Raw genomic sequence first — 15,197 nt, forward strand, 5'->3', positions numbered from 1 at the left:
TGTACGCTGTCGGCGGTGAATGGAGGGACTGCTAGGCTACTTCTTCCAGCTTCGAAAGCAGCTTTGAATAGAGGCTTGGTGAGCAGTGCCACCCCGCCTCAAGCATCGCCTCAAGTGTCTCCCGTGCGTCATCCGCTTCGAGTTCTCCGTCCCGAACCAGTGAGAGAACAAGATAGGCGGTTCCTCGTGTTTCGATGCCTTCCACATCGGCGATATCCCGACCGTACGCGTCGTCCATCACGGCTGTCGCTCCGTGGTCAGCTGCGAGTGCCAGTACTGCAACGTCGGCATCACTGACGTTTGGGCTTTCCCTGAGTCGTTTGGAGAGCGCATTTGCAGGTGCTGAAACCACATCGAACACACCTTCCGCTACTGATTGTTCGATATGACGGGCATCCGGATAGCCGGCGTCGAGACCGACCGTCACAACCTCCTTGTATACACGCTGTGGAATCAGTCGAGATGCATCGAGACGACTGAGCAAAGAGAGTCGCTCTGTTTTGGCGAGGTATATGAGCGGCGTCGCATCGAAGACATACATTAGATATCGTCGAGGTCGGATTCAAGGTGGTCGCCGCCGACCCACGTGATGTCCCGTTCGTGGGCGAGGCGGGCGAGTTCCCACGTGTCCACGCCCACAAGTTCAGCCGCTTTATTGAAACTCACCTCACCGCGCTGCAGCCGTTCGAGTGTCTGTTCCGTTCGCCACTCGTCTAATCCTTCTGAGAGCAGTTTTCGGATCGCCGTGCTCGTATCCAGGCGTTCCTCGTCGATGAACGTCTTCAACTCCTCTTCTAAGTCATCAGGAACGCGTGCGGAGATCGATCCCATATGTATACTGTGTTTTCAATGTATACAAGTACTTCGGTGCATCCGCCTTGGAATTCTCTATGCTTCCCCACGATGTGGTCTAGTGGAGCTTCTGTCGGCGGAAATAGTGGCTCTGTCGTCGCCTTTGACAAGCGTAATGACTGCGCTGGCATCACTTTGATAAATTGATAGCTATTCCGACGGCTGAATGCGATATGTCTGAATGCGATATGTCTGAATATAACTTGTAGAGTCTGAGCTATGGTCAATCGATTAAAACAGCGGGGAATCCTGAACGTAGTATATATACAAACTATTGGATATATGGTTCTACATCGCATAGGAGGATCTATGACCAAAGACACAGGTGATCGTCGTGAAAGGCCTTCGAGAACACGAGGAGAACGCGTGCGAACCGCAGCACGAACGCTTCGAGAGCCTCAAACTGCCTCGTGGGTTGCCGAAGAGACGGACGTGTCAGTGAAAACTGCACAAAAGTACCTCGATCAACTCGTCGAAGACAATGTCCTCCGAAAACTGAAGCAAGGAGAGCAGACTCTCTATCGTATCGACCAACTCATGGCAACCTATCGGGAGGTTGCCACCCTCCAGCGGGAACATGATCGCGAAGAGCTTACCTCAACACTGGAGTCAATGCGAACGCAAGTCATCGATTGGCGGGACACATATGACGTCGACACGCCGAGTCAGTTGCGTGCGAGTATCGCAGATCTTGATGAAAGAGACGAGATTGATCAGCGACGAGAAGTTGCCAGTGAGTGGGAACACATTGCAGATCGACTGTCGGTGGTTCGAGCAGCACTCAACGAATACGATTGGGCGACCGAACGAGACGCCCTTGCTACCAGATAGGAGTTACTCAATGGGGCTCTCAGGCGTTATCGACAGCACAGTATACGAAGGGCTAAAAGACGTTCTCCAACGACAACCCGAAGTGAGAACGGTCAATTACGAACCTAACAGTATCAGTAAGAAATTTTTGCGAGCACAGATCGACCCCTCGCGAATCAATCCACCTACTGGCCCCGAGCAGCCGAAACTCGATGTCGAATGGCGGTTCGATACCGAAGAACAGTACTACCAGATCCACTATGCTGATCCGAATACGGGGCTCAGTTGCGGCTGGTACCAAGACGATGACCATCCAGACCTCGGCCCCGTTCATTTCCAATACACTCAACCGGAAACCCGAGGTAGTAGCCATGAACAGGCCTACTTTTCGAAGACTATCCCGTCAGAAATTCTCTGGACTGCTGTTGAACGACTTTTTGAGGAACGGATACCAGCACTCACAGAAGACCCGTGAAACACGTCCAACAATACGACTGGGATGCAATTGCCGAGCAAGCGGAGGCCGTCTGTCAATGAAGCGTCGACAACGGGTGATCACATCGAACCGTTCGGATATTTTCCACGAGAGCATTGTAGAAGTGGATCGTATCGCTGCTTACCAGTGGTTTCACCGCAGGACAGAGAACTATCCGGCAGCCGCTGTGAGATTCATCGACTCAGATGGATTCAACATGGCTGCTGAGATTTCGGTTGGGAAGTACCGATTATGTATAGGATAATATTATCATCTGTATAACAACTGTTGGGTCGTCTTCGACAGGGAAGTCTAATTTGATATGTCGATATTTCTATTTTGGTAAAGATATATATCGATATAGCTCAAAGGAGGATACATGTCTGAAGAAACATCAACGAAGCAGTCACCACCGAGCGACACGGAGACAGCACAACAACAGTGGCGTGAAGATCGAACGACATTCCAGCGGGTATATGACGTGCTTACCGGCGTTACTGAGTACGAACGGGCAAATACAATTGCAGAGCGTGCGCAATGTTCGGTGGATGGGGCTCGAAATGCACTCACACAACTAGTCGAAATGGAAATCGCTACAAAGCGTGGAAGCCGTCCGGCAGAATTCCGGCGGAACGGTTCATACTTCCGGTGGAAACAAATCGAAACGCTCGCCGATGAGCATCCACCGGCGGAACTCCGAGAGCGGCTCACGGAATTAATTGACGAAGACACACAGTTTCAAGAACAATTCGAGGTTCCAGATCCGAATGCTGTCCCCTCCACACGGCTGGCCGACACTAATCATGAACAGGTACACGAACAGCTTGCGTCGCTGTCCCGCTGGCGAACCGTTCGATACGATATCGAACTGCTCCAAGATGCCATCACACGAGCTGAGCGTTCCCAACACGATGACGGCCAAACTGAGGCTTCTGCGTAAATAGATGCTCGATAGATGACCGATGAACATGACGGCACACAAGGTGGTGGTCGGCTTGACAGAACAACGATGGAGACACTTGCCCGCCGTTCCGAAACACACCCATTAGTCACATCGTGGGCGTTTCGCCCGGATCGGTTGTCACCACGAGTGCTGGAGATCACACTCGATTCATCAGCATATCCTGCATCCGTTGATGCCGCACGTCTCGATATCCACTGGTTTGTGACCGGTGACTACTACGTTCACTATCTGGAAACCCACGACGAGACACAGTACCAGTGCCGATGGGATCGACATCCGAAAACAGACCTCCCACGAACACATTTTCATCCACCACCGGATGCTGGCGATGCGGAGCCCGCGTCCGCCGGAACCCACCATCTCGACGTACTGTTTACGGTACTCGATTGGGTTGCTGAACGGGTGTCGACACTTCACGATTCTTGAGGCAGGAGCAGGTAGCCTTACCACCCGGATGAGTGGAATCAGAAGTGCGATCACCTCGACGGCGTCGACATTCCACAGAAAGCATTTACTGTCATCGCTGGTACAGACTAACATGATCTCTCCGAGCACAGATGAACCTCACTGAACACACGGTATACCGACACGAAGAACTCGGAGAGGTACTGGTACTTGGCGTTCACCACATCTTCGAAACGTACGACACAGAGTCGGCAGACGGCCGTCTTCGATCGAGAGTCGTCCGGTATGCCACTGAGTGGGACGACTACGGGCCCATGCCCACAAATGTCCGTACCACTCCTGTCGAAGAGTTTCAGACTGTTATCGGAGACGCCGTCCGAACTTGGGATGAGGCTAAATCCAGGACTGATAGTGATGTCTGATCGATTGCGACACTCCTCCGCCAACCGATGAAAGTATATCCGAAGATTCCACGATACGACCACCCTGTCGTTCCGGAATCGTTCTTCGACAGCGAGGACTTGGTGATTCTTGAGAAATTCGATGGGAGTTCGTTCCGCTTCACGCTCTACGACGAGCGGTACACAACTTCGTATCCCGATCCCGTTGTGAGTGCCGCTGATGGAGATGGAAGTCTCGTCTTCGGCACACGCCGCTCGATCAGGGGCTGTCATCGCGACACGCTTGCGAATATTGATGGGGCACTCCACCGGGCCGTTCGGTGTCTCCGCGATGGGATCGAGACGGACGCCCTCCGTCAAGTCCACGACGAACACGGCAGCCCCCTCATCGTGTACGCAGAGAACTTGGTGTACTCCACGTTGGACTACGGATACACTGAACAGAACCTTCCCGCACTGGTCGGCTTCGATATTCTTCCGTACGGAGCCATCGACTCGATGACGCCACCAGGGAATCCATACGCCGAGACGTTCGAGGGCTTCCTCTCGACCAGGGAGGCTTGGGATGTCTTTGACCGAATTCAAGTCGGGAGTACACCCCCTGATCGCTCGTTCGTTCCCGCGACAATCATCACCGAGCCAACCGAATTTGATCCCGAAAGCTACGACGTTCCGAACTCATCGCTTACAAACGATATTCGTGCTGAAGGTGTCGTCATTCGTAGTGACAGCCACAATCGCCGTGTCAAAGTGGTTCGTGACGACTTTGAGGAGTTGAACCGTGAGCAGTTCGGGCGCGATCCGGCTGACGCAGAAACGGGGGCTGAACAGTTCGTTGCAACGTACTGTACATCTGCCCGAATCCGGAAGACGGTTCGGTCACTCGTTATCGAGGAGAACCGAGAGTTCGGGCTTCATCTCGTGGAGGATCTGTATCCGCGGGTGGTTGAGGATATGTGGGCCGAACACTGGCAAGAGATCATGGAGCTTGAGTTTGCGTTTACGCCCGCAGAGGTCTACCCGCTTGTCGCCAAGCGATGTGTCACGGAACTCCGGAAGATGGAGACAAACGCCGAACTGAACGACGCCGATCCAACGACTGTCTGGCAACACCTTTCATGAGGTTCACCGTCAGCTACCAACGAGTAAACTCGTTGTCTTGTCGGTGGACTCCCGTTCTGCCGACCAATTGTGGTCGGACGCCACGTGAGCGGGGAGTACAACCGATATGCCACGTAGGTATTGGAACCACATATTTTCGTCTGAAACATATATATGTTTCAATCTTCTACGCTATCGTAATGATGGATGATTCGATACCAGAGGACGAATCAAACGGGCCGGACGTGTATCCAACCGGTAACGAACTCCCGGACGAGGAATTCTCGCCGGACGACATTGCTCCATTCGTCGGCAAAACGAGTGGAATCAGCGACATCAACGAACTCGCTACCGCAGAGTGGAAAGAATCAACAACAGCAGACGAACGAATCCGAGCCGTTCTCAAGCGGACTGTCTCAGCGAAAACAGCACATGAGATCGCCGACACTGCTGCCGTCTCGGAGACCAAAGCTCGAAACGCACTCAATTCACTCGCTGAGGAGGGGCTTGCCTGTATCGAGCGAACTGAGTCTGGAACCACATACCGGCGTGACCCGGATCGGTACCTGATCGAACAAATCCACCGCTTATCGATGGCCGATGACCTCGTCGATCGAATACAGGCTGCGAAAGGCGAGATCGCCGACTATCGCGAGCGATACGACACGGACGCTCCCAACGAACTGCTCGTCTCTGACCGGACGCTTACAGCCGAGGAACTGACTGATATCTCCCACTGGCGGACAGCCGTCAGGGATTTGGAGTACCTTCGCGCCGCGTATCGAATCCAGCAGGCGAAACGCCGAACATCCACATCGAGTTTGGAGACGTTAGGAGAGAATTCCGATCCTGCGTCCGCAGGATAATGGTACTCGGAAACGGAACAACCCTCGACCCGGATGCAACTCTCGTGAGCGTGAACACGGCGGCGGATCAACTCGGACGAGGGTTGCTCCGAGCTCGGTACAAGAATACGCGCCACGGGGCCTACGAGGATGCCCCATCCAGGCCACGAGAGGCGAGAATTACGGTTCAACCGGGTATCCATCAGGAGGCGGGGTACTTCGACATCCAATGGTGGACAAACGAGGATTACAAATACCACTATCGAGAGCAAGGGCTGGAATTCCGGTTTGGATGCGAAAGCACAAACGAGAGCACTGCATACCCAGTCTATCACTTTCATCCTCCGAATAATATAGACACGCATGAGCAGTCGTGTATTGGGGCAAATCACCCACCTGAACGGGTGACGCGTGCTGTCCTTGCGACGTGGTGGGCTGCTGTTCGGAGCGGCGACGAATCAGTACTAAACACACAGGATGAGATCCCCTGAGTTACCGTCAGCAGTGTTCGCTCGAGAGTATTGGAACGCCGACACTGGAGACAAGTGGTACCAACTCTCAGCAGAGACCTATACTCGTTACCCACACTGGATGCACCGTAGGGTTTTCTACACTATTACGCTAGTGTGCTCGTATGGATCAGAACCGCGACGAGGACAGGCGGTTCACCGAACAAGTTGGACTCACCGACGTGCTTGACGTATTTGATACAGTCAGTGGTCCGGTTGTCACCTCTGATGACGTCGCCAACGTTACCGGCTGTTCACGAGACTCCGCCCGGCGAAAACTGAACCGACTACACGATCAAGGTCGACTCGGGCGTCGAAAAACAACCGGGCGCGTCGTCTACTGGCGTCGTGAGAACGCCGCTCCAAATCGGGTCAACACAGATGATACGATATTCACCGATCGACCGTCATTTTCCTCGGGTCACGAAGCCCTGTCCGAACAAGTTGATGAACTCCTCTATCAACCAGGTTCGTGAGCGACCCGAAAACGGCGTTCGTCGATACTATCCCGTTCGTCGCACTATTCTGTCAAGAGGGCAGATATCATGACTGTTCCATGTCGTGAGGGCGTGCTACAGACAAGATTCCGCGGCCTTTTCACTCGTTGTCAGATAACCCGGAGCAATGACCGAGAACACTGTACCCGCTGACCTCACGTGGGGTGAGAAGCTGTCCGCCCTCCTTCGGGTCGCCCGCTATCGCCCAACGTTCACCGCCGGGCTCATCCTCCTCGGCGGGTTCGTCGCCGGCCTCGAAGGCGTTGGCCTCGGCTTTATCCACCCGATCATCGAGGTCGCACAGGCCGAGGGCCCCGTCGACGGCGGCGGACCGGTGTTGGAAACCTTCCTTGCAATCTATGAGTTTCTCGGGGTTCCCTTCGAACTCGGCTACCTCCTCGTCGGTGTCACCGCGGTGATGACCATCCGGTATACGCTCTCGTTTCTCGTCGCGTGGCTGAAGGCGTGGCTCGCAACCCAGTACGAAACAGCCCTTCGAACCCATGCGTTCGACGGCGCGCTTGCGGCGAGCGTCGGCTACTTCGATGCGGAAGGCTCCGATGACATCCTCAACGCGATCATCACCGAAACACGGTTTTCCGGCCAAGTGATCGAAAAGGGCGTGATGACCATGGAGCGGCTGTTTCTGGTCGGCATGTATCTCGCCATCATGTTGTACATCACGCCGGTGATGACCGCTCTTGCGGTTGGCATTCTCGGGACGATCACGGTTGTTCTCCGGGTTGGCATCGAGCCCGCTGTCACCGTCGGGACGCGCGTCGCCGAGGCTAACGAGCGCGTCCAGACCGCTGTTCAGGCCGGCACACAGGGGATCCGTGACGTGAAACTATTCAGGATGTCCGGGGAGTTGTTCGAAAGCTTTCGTGGCGCGATCGACCAGTACGCCGACGCCGAGGTCGCCATCTCCCGCAACGAGGCGGCGATCACGAACTTCTACCAGCTCGCCGCGGCGGTCACGATCTTCGTGTTGATCTACGTCGGCTTCGTCTTTTCGGGGCTCGAACTTGGCGAACTCGGGATCTTCCTGATCGCCATGTTTCAGCTCGCTCCACGGGTGAGCACCCTTAACAGCCAACTCTACAGCCTCGAAGGCGCGCTCTCACATCTTGTTCGTACCCACGAGTTCCTCGATCAACTCGACGAACGACGAGAGTCCGACGGCGATCAGCCTGTGTCGTCGGTCGGAGAGATCACCTTCGACGATGTCGCCTTCAGCTACACCGACGACGAGCAGGTGCTCGATGGCATCTCCTTCGACGTTGCTCGCGGCGAGTTTGTCGCTTTCGTCGGCCAATCCGGGGCAGGCAAATCGACGATCGTCTCGCTGCTGGCTCGCTTCTACGAGCCCGATACCGGCGAGATCCGCGCCGACGGCACGCCGATCGAGGCGTTCGATCTCCAGGAGTGGCGCAAGCGGATCGCCGTCGTCCGCCAACGACCGTTCATCTTCGACGACACACTCGAAGGCAACCTGACGGTGGGCAACCGTGAAGCGACCCGAAGAGAGGTCGAACGGGTCTGTGAGATCGCCATGGTCGATGAGTTTCTTGAAGAGCTCCCAAACGGCTATGACTCACAGCTCGGCGACGATGGCGTCCGGCTCTCCGGTGGCCAACGCCAGCGGATCGCCGTCGCCCGCGCCCTGCTGACCGACGCTGACTTTCTCGTCCTCGATGAGGCGACCAGCGATCTCGACTCAGGGATCGAAGCCGACCTCCAAGCGTCGATCGAGTCGATGGATCGGGAGGTTGGCATCATCGCCATCGCCCACCGGCTGTCAACGATCCAGAACGCCGATCGAATCTACACGCTTGAAAGCGGTCAGATTGTCGAGTCAGGGACACACAGTGAGTTGATCGAGGCATCGGGAACGTACGCCGCACTAAATGACATGCAGTCGAGACGCTGATCCTCTCAGCAGGAGGTATTTCACCTAACGCAGAATCAACATAGTCATTACTCGCGGTGGTAAGATGCGAGTATGCAGAACCAACGCGTTCTCGTCACTGGTGGCGCGGGCTTTATTGGCTCGAATCTCGCCAACCATCTTGCTGCGGACAATGAAGTAATCGCCGTCGACGACACGTATCTCGGGACACCGGAAAATCTCGACGACACTGTCGAGTTCGTCGAAGCCTCCGTGCTCGATGACGACTTGCCGGCCGATGTTGATGCCCTGTTCCATCTCGCCGCGCTTTCCTCGCGGAATATGCACGAGGAAAATCCACAGCGGGGCTGCCGCGTCAACGTTGAAGGCTTCGTCAATACCGTCGAACAGGTCAAAGAGCACGGCTGTGAGACCGTTGTGTATGCCTCGACCTCCTCAATCTACGGGAGCCGAACTGAACCCTCCCCGGAGAGCATGGCTGTCGAATCCCAGACTGCCTACGAGGCCTCAAAACTCGCCCGCGAACGGTACGCCGAGTACTACGCGCATCACCACGACATGAACATGGCCGGGCTTCGCTTCTTCTCTGTGTATCAGGGCTTCGGCGGCAACGAGGAACACAAAGGCGAGTACGCCAACACAGTCGCCCAGTTCGCCGACGCCATCGCCAACGACGAGGCTCCGGAACTGTTCGGCGACGGTAGCCAAACCCGGGATTTCACCCACGTCGAGGATGTCGCCCGCGCCTGTGAACTCGCCGCTGACCACAAACTGACGGGCGTTTATAACGTCGGTACCGAGGAAGCCTACAGCTTCAACGAGATGGTCGAGATGATCAATGACGCACTCGGCACTGACATCGATCCTGAGTACATCGAGTGTCCCTTCGACGGCTACGTCCACGATACAATGGCCGACATCTCGAAGTTCCACGAAGCAACCGGCTGGGAGCCACAGATCAGCTTCGAAGAGGGCGTTGAACGCGTCTGTGAGCCGTATGACGACTAAGCCAAATACGAGCTAGGTGTCATATAAATCATCACGAATTCTGATCGTGTGAGTCCCAGACATCGGCAATCCGTTGACGGATATTTGCGATAGTTCTTGTGAAGAGGTCATTTGGGTGACAGGCAGATAGCTGGTCAGGGATCGCGTCGGCTGAATTGGCGCTTGGTGGTGGGTGAAAATGAGTTCTCGTTGTGTGGGGGTTCACGTGTTTATCCCACCGACATTGCCAGATTTCATCGGAGGTGTGTGTTTCAATATAGTGAAAATTATAATCGCCGTTCGTATACCATCGTATTTCGATCCGAGCATCCTGAATCCACTCGGGATATCGATCACAATCAAGTTCGACGACAACAAGCGAGAGTATGCCGCCGGTGTATTGTGTACGGACGGTTTGGGCCAGTGGGTGTGTTCGTGCTCTCTCAGCGAGTAGTTCGAGGATCGAATCATCAATCGGTGCTGCCGACCCATCCATATCTATGCTGTGAGTCGGTCGTCTGTCCGGCGAGCAATCCGAACAGCTTCCTTATGCCGGTCGATAGAAGTTCGAACTGTTGCCCATTCTGAGAGTGCTTCGAGCCGCTCTTCGAGATCAGTATGGCTTAGCTCCGCAGATAACTCGACCATTTCAGGGGCTGACTCGTCAAATTGTGCTTGGAATTGTTCGTCTTGATCTTCAAGCTCGGCAAGTGTGGTCAGCAGCTCTTCAGCTGTGTTGGTTGTCGCCAGTTTGTTGGCTCGTTGCCATCGAATATACGCCTCATTACGGACATAACGCGTTCCAGAGGGGTCATCAACTTGATGAACCACTCCAAGAGCAGCGAAGTCTTTCAGATGTTTTCGAGCTGCATTTTCCGAACAGGCTGCCCGATCAGCGATCGCCGTGACGGGTGCTGGCTCTTGGAGACCAGTAACCACCGACTGAATTCGTCTTCGTGTGTCCTCCGTCTCCGTCCACACCGCTTGTTCCTCGGAGAGTGTGGCCGCCGATGGCTCCGGGTCAAACTCGCTCATAGTATATATTTGAGTTATGTGCTCAAATAACTTATCCCGCCTCCACAGCCTCAGCAGACTACAACTTGATACGAGAATACCCATGAGATACAATTATTTCTGTGAGAGCAGAATAGTTTTGCCGGCTGCACCGAACGATCAGCCATGCAGACAGTCGTCCTCGCAGCCGGTCAAGGAACACGAATGCGACCGCTGACCGACGCGACACCGAAACCGATGCTGCGGGCCGCCGGCAGGCCCCTGCTCGAACACACCCTCGACCGCGCGGCCGACGCCGGAGCCAGCCGGTTCGTCGTCGTCGTTGGTTACGAGGCCGACCAAGTCCGCGATCATTTCGGCGACAGCCACCGCGGGCTCGACATCGCCTACGCCGAACAGACCGCCCAGCGCGGCACCGCTGACGCCGTCCGGGCGGCCGCACCCGAACTCGACGACGCCCCGTTCGTCGTCCTCAACGGCGACGCGCTCTACGATCCCGAGTCGCTGGCGACACTCTACGACAGCGGCCCCGCCGTCGGCTCCTACCGCGTCGATAATCCCTCGAACTACGGCGTCCTCCAACTTGACAGCGACGACAACACGCGCGTCACTGGTGTCGTCGAGAAGCCCGCCAACCCCGAGTCGAACCTGATCAACACCGGCTCGTACGTCTTTCCGGCCACCGCCAAGGATCGACTCGACGTCTCAACCTCCGAACGCGGCGAGTTGGAGTTGACAGACGTGCTCGAAACCGTCTGCGGGGAGACCACGGTGACGGCCGTCCCCTTCGACCGCTGGCTGGATGTCGGCCGGCCGTGGGAACTACTGGCCGCCACCGAGTGGCTCTCGGAGTCGCTCTCGCGGCGGCTTGACGGTACCGTCAGCGACGGCGCGACTATCGAGGGCGACGTTGTCGTCGAAGCCGGGGCGACGATCAAAGCCGGCGTCACCATCGAGGGGCCAGCCTACATCGGTGAGGACGCGACCATCGGGCCGAACGCCTACATCCGGGGGGCGACCGCCATCGGCGCGGGCGCGAACGTCGGCCACGCCGTCGAGATCAAAAACAGCGTCCTGCTGAGCGGTGCCACGGTTGGCCATCTCTCGTATGTCGGCGACAGCATCCTCGGCCGCGGCGTCAACTTCGGCGCGGGGACGACAGTTGCCAACCTCAGACACGACGACAAACCGGTGGAAGTCACAGTCAAAGGCGAGCGCGTCTCAACAGGCCGCCGAAAGTTCGGTGTTGTCGTCGGCGACAAGGCGAAAACCGGGATCAACACGAGCCTCAACGCAGGCGTCGTGGTGGGCACAGAAATGACGACGACACCAGGGGAAGTCTTGACACGAGATCGACGAGAGTGACACGGTGACCAAGTCAGCCCCGTGAAACAATCATCGCCTGCGGTTACGACAGCCGGCTTCCTGAGGAGTAGAACTTGAACATCCCAGGCATCGGTGGGAGTGGGCTACTGGTCAGTTCGCCGCTCGAGCACTGCAACAATATCGGGAAGATCGAACAGACGGAGATCATCTCGCTCGGCTGCAGCATCTTCAACCGAGGCGGTGAATCCAGACCGGCTGAACAGAGCGAATTCATATGTCGGCTCACCACCAGTGGGAGGCGTCCAGTCGATGTGTCTTACGTCGTCCTCAAGTTTTGCAAGCACATCATAGCGAAGCGGCGTGGTAGTGAATTTCACCTCGCCAGCGATAAGTGTCGATTCGTCGGTCGGAGCGACAACGTCTATTTCCCGGCCTTTGTACCACCATTGGCTTGGAAACTGTGTGATCTGGTAGTTGTCATACAGTGTTGGCAGTGTCTGCTGACAGAGTGATTCAAACGTCTCACTGGCGAAATCAGCCAGCTCCGGTTCGATGAGATCATCGTAGGCAGACTCACCGTACAGTTCATACTGACCACCCCGCCCGTAGAGGAACTGAAAATAAAACCGGAAGACAGGATCTCGGATTCGATACCGGGTTCGCTTGCTACGGGCCGGATCGGCAAGTGCTGGATGCTGGGTTTCGATAATCCGGAGTGTTTCCAACCGGTCAAAATAGTACGATGTATTTGTGCTCTCAATGCCGGCACCCTGGGCGATTTCGTTCCGGCTGCGATTCCCGCTGGCCATCGATTCCAACACTGAAAAATATGTGTCTACTTCCGTGAGTTCCATCTGTAGAACAGTTTCCGGTTCGTCGTGCAGTGGGCCATCAGGAGCATACAACAACTGCGTGATGTTTGCTCCAAGACTTTGTGAAGGGTCAATCGGGTTGAGATATCTGGGCGTGCCGCCAAAGACCCCATAGACGAAGACTCGTTCTTCGGGATCGTAGGTCGGCACAAACTCCTTGATAGCATGAAATGGCAGTTGGGTGAGCTCAATCCGACCGTTCGGTGTCTGGGAGACTCGACCGTAGAGTGGTGCACCGCCATCGAGGACGTGGGTATGCATCATCCCGATTGCGGAGCCGGTGAGTACGAGGGTAGCCTCACGTTCGTCGACAGCTGTGTCCCACAAATGTTGTATGATTGAAGGAAGGCTTTCATCTGAGGCGATGAGATATGGAAATTCATCGATGACAATGATCGCATCTCTCTCTACGAGATGCCCCAAAAGCGGTTCCCACTCTTCTTTGACACTCGTGATGCTCGGGTAAGTTGTGGATGCGGCCTCAACAAACCGTCTGAGTTGGGTCGTTGCTGTTCCCTGGACTGCTTGGTAGTACACAGCACTATCACGGTCGGCGATTGACTGGCGGACGAGTTCGCTTTTCCCAATTTGTCGGCGTCCATAGACTACTGCAAGTTCTGCACTAGCACTGTTATAGAGGTTCTGTAGCCGTTGTAGCTCTGTGGCACGATCAACGAACTGATCCATACCATTAGTTATCCTGTAGATGCGAAAATGCTTCGATGTTATAGTCCAAACTATTATAGTTTCAGCAATAATAGTTTAACCAGTAAAAAATAACCTTTGACCAGCCACATGACAAAAATACGCTGCTTGTGGACTGTCTTAGCCTCGAGGCACTCGCCTTGCCTATATATAGATTAAAAGACACTTCACTTACGAGCGGCTTCAACACGCTCGACGGTCGCAGCAAGCAGGTCATCAGCCACGTCTTCGGTCTCGGCTTCGGCCGTAATCCGGATCAACGGTTGGGTACCGCTTGGCCGCACCAACACCCACCCGTCAGCCGTTGAAACGCGAACCCCATCGATCGTCGTGACACCGTCGTAGGCATCTCTGAGCTTTGCGGCAACCCGTTCCATGACGGCTGTCTTGTCGTCGACCTCGATGCTTCGGCGTTGGATCGGGTAGGTCGTCACCGAGGCAACTTGCTCGGCGAGTGACCCCTCAGCGGCGACAAGTGCGGTCAACTTCGCGGCTGCCAGCGAACCGTCTGGACAGAGGGTTTCATCGGGCCAAATCCACGCCCCGGAGGGTTCACCGCCGAAGACAACCTCCTCGCGTGTCGCGGCCTCGGCGACAAACACATCCCCGACCTTCGTTCGCGTGACGCGGCCCCCAAAGGAGTCGATGGCGTCGTCGACACAGCGGCTGGTGTCGACCGGTGCGGCGACGACACCGCCACCGGCACGGGCGACAGCGCGGCGGGCAAACAGCGCGAGCAGCACATCCTTCGGCACGAACGTCCCGGTTTCATCGACAGCGACCATCCGGTCAGCGTCGCCGTCGTGGGCGATCCCGAGGTCGGCATCGCCGTGTTCGACCTGCCGACAGAGCGTCGTCAGCGTCTTGGCGGTCGGTTCGCTGGGTCGGCCGGGGAAAGAGCCGTCAGGTTGGGCGTTGAGCGTCGTTACGTCGACGCCGAGTTCACCGAGTGCGGCGGCGGTCACACTGCCAACACCGTTGCCGACATCGACAACCACAGAGAGATTATCGATCGGTGCGTCGGTCTCGACCGCCTCAACGACGGCAGCGGTGTGGGCTGCGGTCGCTCGGTCGTCGCTGCGGCGTGTTCCGGACTCGTCCCACGCCGCGAACGTGTAGGACTCATCCTCGACGATCCCGGCGATCCGGTCGCGGCGGTCGGTGTCGAAGGCCTGCCCTGACGGCGTCCAAAGCTTGAGCCCATTGTCTTCCGGGGGGTTATGCGAGGCCGTCACGACGATCCCGGCGTCGGCATCGAGTCGTGCGATACTCCGGGCGACTGTCGGCGTCGCTACCATTCCGAGATCGATCACGTCCGCGCCACATTCCCGACAGCCGGCGGCGACGGCGTCACGCAGAAAGCCACCACTCTCTCTGGCATCGCGACCGAGGACAACTGTTTCGGCTCCATCCGTGGCAACTGCCCGGCCGATCGACAGCGCGAGGGCGGCTGTGACAGCGTCGCCAACCGGCCCGCGAATCCCGCTGGTTCCGAACATATGGCGTGGGTACCGCTACACGGATA

At 56.2% G+C, this 15,197-nt stretch carries 17 protein-coding genes; 12 read left to right on the forward strand and 5 right to left on the reverse strand.

Annotated elements, in window-relative coordinates; genetic code table 11:
* Positions 1-31: 31 nt before the first annotated feature.
* Positions 32-541, reverse strand: coding sequence for a DUF3368 domain-containing protein (locus tag DP106_RS05280; RefSeq protein WP_120083885.1), 510 nt, complete (start codon positions 539-541; stop codon positions 32-34).
* The gene (locus DP106_RS05285; protein WP_120083886.1) at positions 541-831 is read right to left on the reverse strand and encodes a UPF0175 family protein; all 291 of its coding nucleotides are present in this window, start codon (positions 829-831) and stop codon (positions 541-543) included. Before DP106_RS05285 ends, DP106_RS05280 begins: the two co-directional genes overlap by 1 nt.
* Positions 832-1,161: 330 nt before the next feature.
* Between DP106_RS05285 and DP106_RS05290 the strand changes: the two genes are divergently transcribed.
* The 11 genes from DP106_RS05290 (at position 1,162) to DP106_RS05340 (ending at position 9,776) form a co-directional block, all read left to right on the forward strand.
* Positions 1,162-1,683, forward strand: a complete 522-nt coding sequence (locus tag DP106_RS05290) for a DUF7342 family protein (RefSeq protein ID WP_205738890.1) — start codon at positions 1,162-1,164, stop codon at positions 1,681-1,683.
* A gap of 10 nt (positions 1,684-1,693) precedes the next feature.
* The gene (locus tag DP106_RS05295; protein ID WP_120083887.1) at positions 1,694-2,137 is read left to right on the forward strand and encodes a hypothetical protein; all 444 of its coding nucleotides are present in this window, start codon (positions 1,694-1,696) and stop codon (positions 2,135-2,137) included.
* A gap of 379 nt (positions 2,138-2,516) precedes the next feature.
* The gene (locus DP106_RS05300; RefSeq protein ID WP_165857829.1) at positions 2,517-3,077 is read left to right on the forward strand and encodes a DUF7342 family protein; all 561 of its coding nucleotides are present in this window, start codon (positions 2,517-2,519) and stop codon (positions 3,075-3,077) included.
* Between the two features lie 15 nt (positions 3,078-3,092).
* Positions 3,093-3,527, forward strand: coding sequence for a hypothetical protein (locus tag DP106_RS05305; protein WP_120083889.1), 435 nt, complete (start codon positions 3,093-3,095; stop codon positions 3,525-3,527).
* A gap of 131 nt (positions 3,528-3,658) precedes the next feature.
* A complete protein-coding gene (locus DP106_RS05310; protein ID WP_120083890.1) occupies positions 3,659-3,928 on the forward strand; it encodes a hypothetical protein in 270 nt (89 codons plus the stop codon).
* A 27-nt stretch (positions 3,929-3,955) separates the two neighbouring features.
* Positions 3,956-5,029, forward strand: a complete 1,074-nt coding sequence (locus DP106_RS05315) for an RNA ligase family protein (protein WP_120083891.1) — start codon at positions 3,956-3,958, stop codon at positions 5,027-5,029.
* Between the two features lie 182 nt (positions 5,030-5,211).
* Entirely contained in the window at positions 5,212-5,874 is a 663-nt protein-coding gene (locus DP106_RS05320; protein WP_205738891.1) for a DUF7342 family protein, read from the forward strand.
* Entirely contained in the window at positions 5,874-6,344 is a 471-nt protein-coding gene (locus DP106_RS05325) for a hypothetical protein (protein WP_120083893.1), read from the forward strand. The genes DP106_RS05320 and DP106_RS05325 overlap by 1 nt, the downstream gene beginning before the upstream one ends.
* A gap of 143 nt (positions 6,345-6,487) precedes the next feature.
* On the forward strand, positions 6,488-6,838 hold the full coding sequence (locus tag DP106_RS05330) for a transcriptional regulator (protein ID WP_120083894.1): 351 nt from the start codon (positions 6,488-6,490) through the stop codon (positions 6,836-6,838).
* Positions 6,839-6,986: 148 nt separating this feature from the next.
* The gene (locus tag DP106_RS05335) at positions 6,987-8,789 is read left to right on the forward strand and encodes an ABC transporter ATP-binding protein (RefSeq protein WP_120083896.1); all 1,803 of its coding nucleotides are present in this window, start codon (positions 6,987-6,989) and stop codon (positions 8,787-8,789) included.
* Between the two features lie 72 nt (positions 8,790-8,861).
* On the forward strand, positions 8,862-9,776 hold the full coding sequence (locus tag DP106_RS05340) for an NAD-dependent epimerase/dehydratase family protein (protein ID WP_120083897.1): 915 nt from the start codon (positions 8,862-8,864) through the stop codon (positions 9,774-9,776).
* A 477-nt stretch (positions 9,777-10,253) separates the two neighbouring features.
* Here the strand turns inward: DP106_RS05340 and DP106_RS05350 are convergent, their stop codons facing one another.
* Entirely contained in the window at positions 10,254-10,790 is a 537-nt protein-coding gene (locus tag DP106_RS05350; RefSeq protein WP_120083899.1) for a DUF7342 family protein, read from the reverse strand.
* 144 nt (positions 10,791-10,934) lie between these two features.
* On the opposite strand from DP106_RS05350, the gene glmU reads away from it, so the two are divergent.
* Positions 10,935-12,134 carry a bifunctional sugar-1-phosphate nucleotidylyltransferase/acetyltransferase gene (glmU, locus tag DP106_RS05355; RefSeq protein ID WP_120083900.1) on the forward strand — a complete coding sequence of 400 codons (1,200 nt, stop codon included), beginning with the start codon at positions 10,935-10,937 and terminating at the stop codon, positions 12,132-12,134.
* 104 nt (positions 12,135-12,238) lie between these two features.
* On the opposite strand, the gene DP106_RS05360 is transcribed toward glmU, so the two are convergent.
* Both DP106_RS05360 and glmM read right to left on the reverse strand, forming a co-directional pair.
* Complete coding sequence (locus tag DP106_RS05360; protein ID WP_120083902.1) at positions 12,239-13,654, reverse strand: ATP-binding protein; 1,416 nt, start codon at positions 13,652-13,654, stop codon at positions 12,239-12,241.
* A gap of 185 nt (positions 13,655-13,839) precedes the next feature.
* Complete coding sequence (glmM, locus tag DP106_RS05365; protein WP_120083903.1) at positions 13,840-15,171, reverse strand: phosphoglucosamine mutase; 1,332 nt, start codon at positions 15,169-15,171, stop codon at positions 13,840-13,842.
* Positions 15,172-15,197: the final 26 nt, after the last annotated feature.

The sequence above is a fragment of the Halonotius pteroides genome (genome assembly GCF_003605635.1).
Classification (GTDB): domain Archaea; phylum Halobacteriota; class Halobacteria; order Halobacteriales; family Haloferacaceae; genus Halonotius; species Halonotius pteroides.

Excerpts from the sequence above, each read along its gene's own strand:
- DP106_RS05335 (WP_120083896.1), top strand. The coding sequence starts at position 6,987 with ATGACCGAGAACACTGTACCCGCTGACCTCACGTGGGGTGAGAAGCTG.
- DP106_RS05290 (WP_205738890.1), top strand. The coding sequence starts at position 1,162 with ATGACCAAAGACACAGGTGATCGTCGTGAAAGGCCTTCGAGAACACGA.
- DP106_RS05280 (WP_120083885.1), bottom strand. The coding sequence starts at position 541 with ATGTATGTCTTCGATGCGACGCCGCTCATATACCTCGCCAAAACAGAG.
- glmU (WP_120083900.1), top strand. The coding sequence starts at position 10,935 with ATGCAGACAGTCGTCCTCGCAGCCGGTCAAGGAACACGAATGCGACCG.
- DP106_RS05340 (WP_120083897.1), top strand. The coding sequence starts at position 8,862 with ATGCAGAACCAACGCGTTCTCGTCACTGGTGGCGCGGGCTTTATTGGC.
- glmM (WP_120083903.1), bottom strand. The coding sequence starts at position 15,171 with ATGTTCGGAACCAGCGGGATTCGCGGGCCGGTTGGCGACGCTGTCACA.
- DP106_RS05300 (WP_165857829.1), top strand. The coding sequence starts at position 2,517 with ATGTCTGAAGAAACATCAACGAAGCAGTCACCACCGAGCGACACGGAG.
- DP106_RS05295 (WP_120083887.1), top strand. The coding sequence starts at position 1,694 with ATGGGGCTCTCAGGCGTTATCGACAGCACAGTATACGAAGGGCTAAAA.
- DP106_RS05305 (WP_120083889.1), top strand. The coding sequence starts at position 3,093 with ATGACCGATGAACATGACGGCACACAAGGTGGTGGTCGGCTTGACAGA.
- DP106_RS05350 (WP_120083899.1), bottom strand. The coding sequence starts at position 10,790 with ATGAGCGAGTTTGACCCGGAGCCATCGGCGGCCACACTCTCCGAGGAA.
- DP106_RS05285 (WP_120083886.1), bottom strand. The coding sequence starts at position 831 with ATGGGATCGATCTCCGCACGCGTTCCTGATGACTTAGAAGAGGAGTTG.
- DP106_RS05360 (WP_120083902.1), bottom strand. The coding sequence starts at position 13,654 with ATGGATCAGTTCGTTGATCGTGCCACAGAGCTACAACGGCTACAGAAC.
- DP106_RS05330 (WP_120083894.1), top strand. The coding sequence starts at position 6,488 with ATGGATCAGAACCGCGACGAGGACAGGCGGTTCACCGAACAAGTTGGA.
- DP106_RS05320 (WP_205738891.1), top strand. The coding sequence starts at position 5,212 with ATGGATGATTCGATACCAGAGGACGAATCAAACGGGCCGGACGTGTAT.
- DP106_RS05310 (WP_120083890.1), top strand. The coding sequence starts at position 3,659 with ATGAACCTCACTGAACACACGGTATACCGACACGAAGAACTCGGAGAG.
- DP106_RS05325 (WP_120083893.1), top strand. The coding sequence starts at position 5,874 with ATGGTACTCGGAAACGGAACAACCCTCGACCCGGATGCAACTCTCGTG.
- DP106_RS05315 (WP_120083891.1), top strand. The coding sequence starts at position 3,956 with ATGAAAGTATATCCGAAGATTCCACGATACGACCACCCTGTCGTTCCG.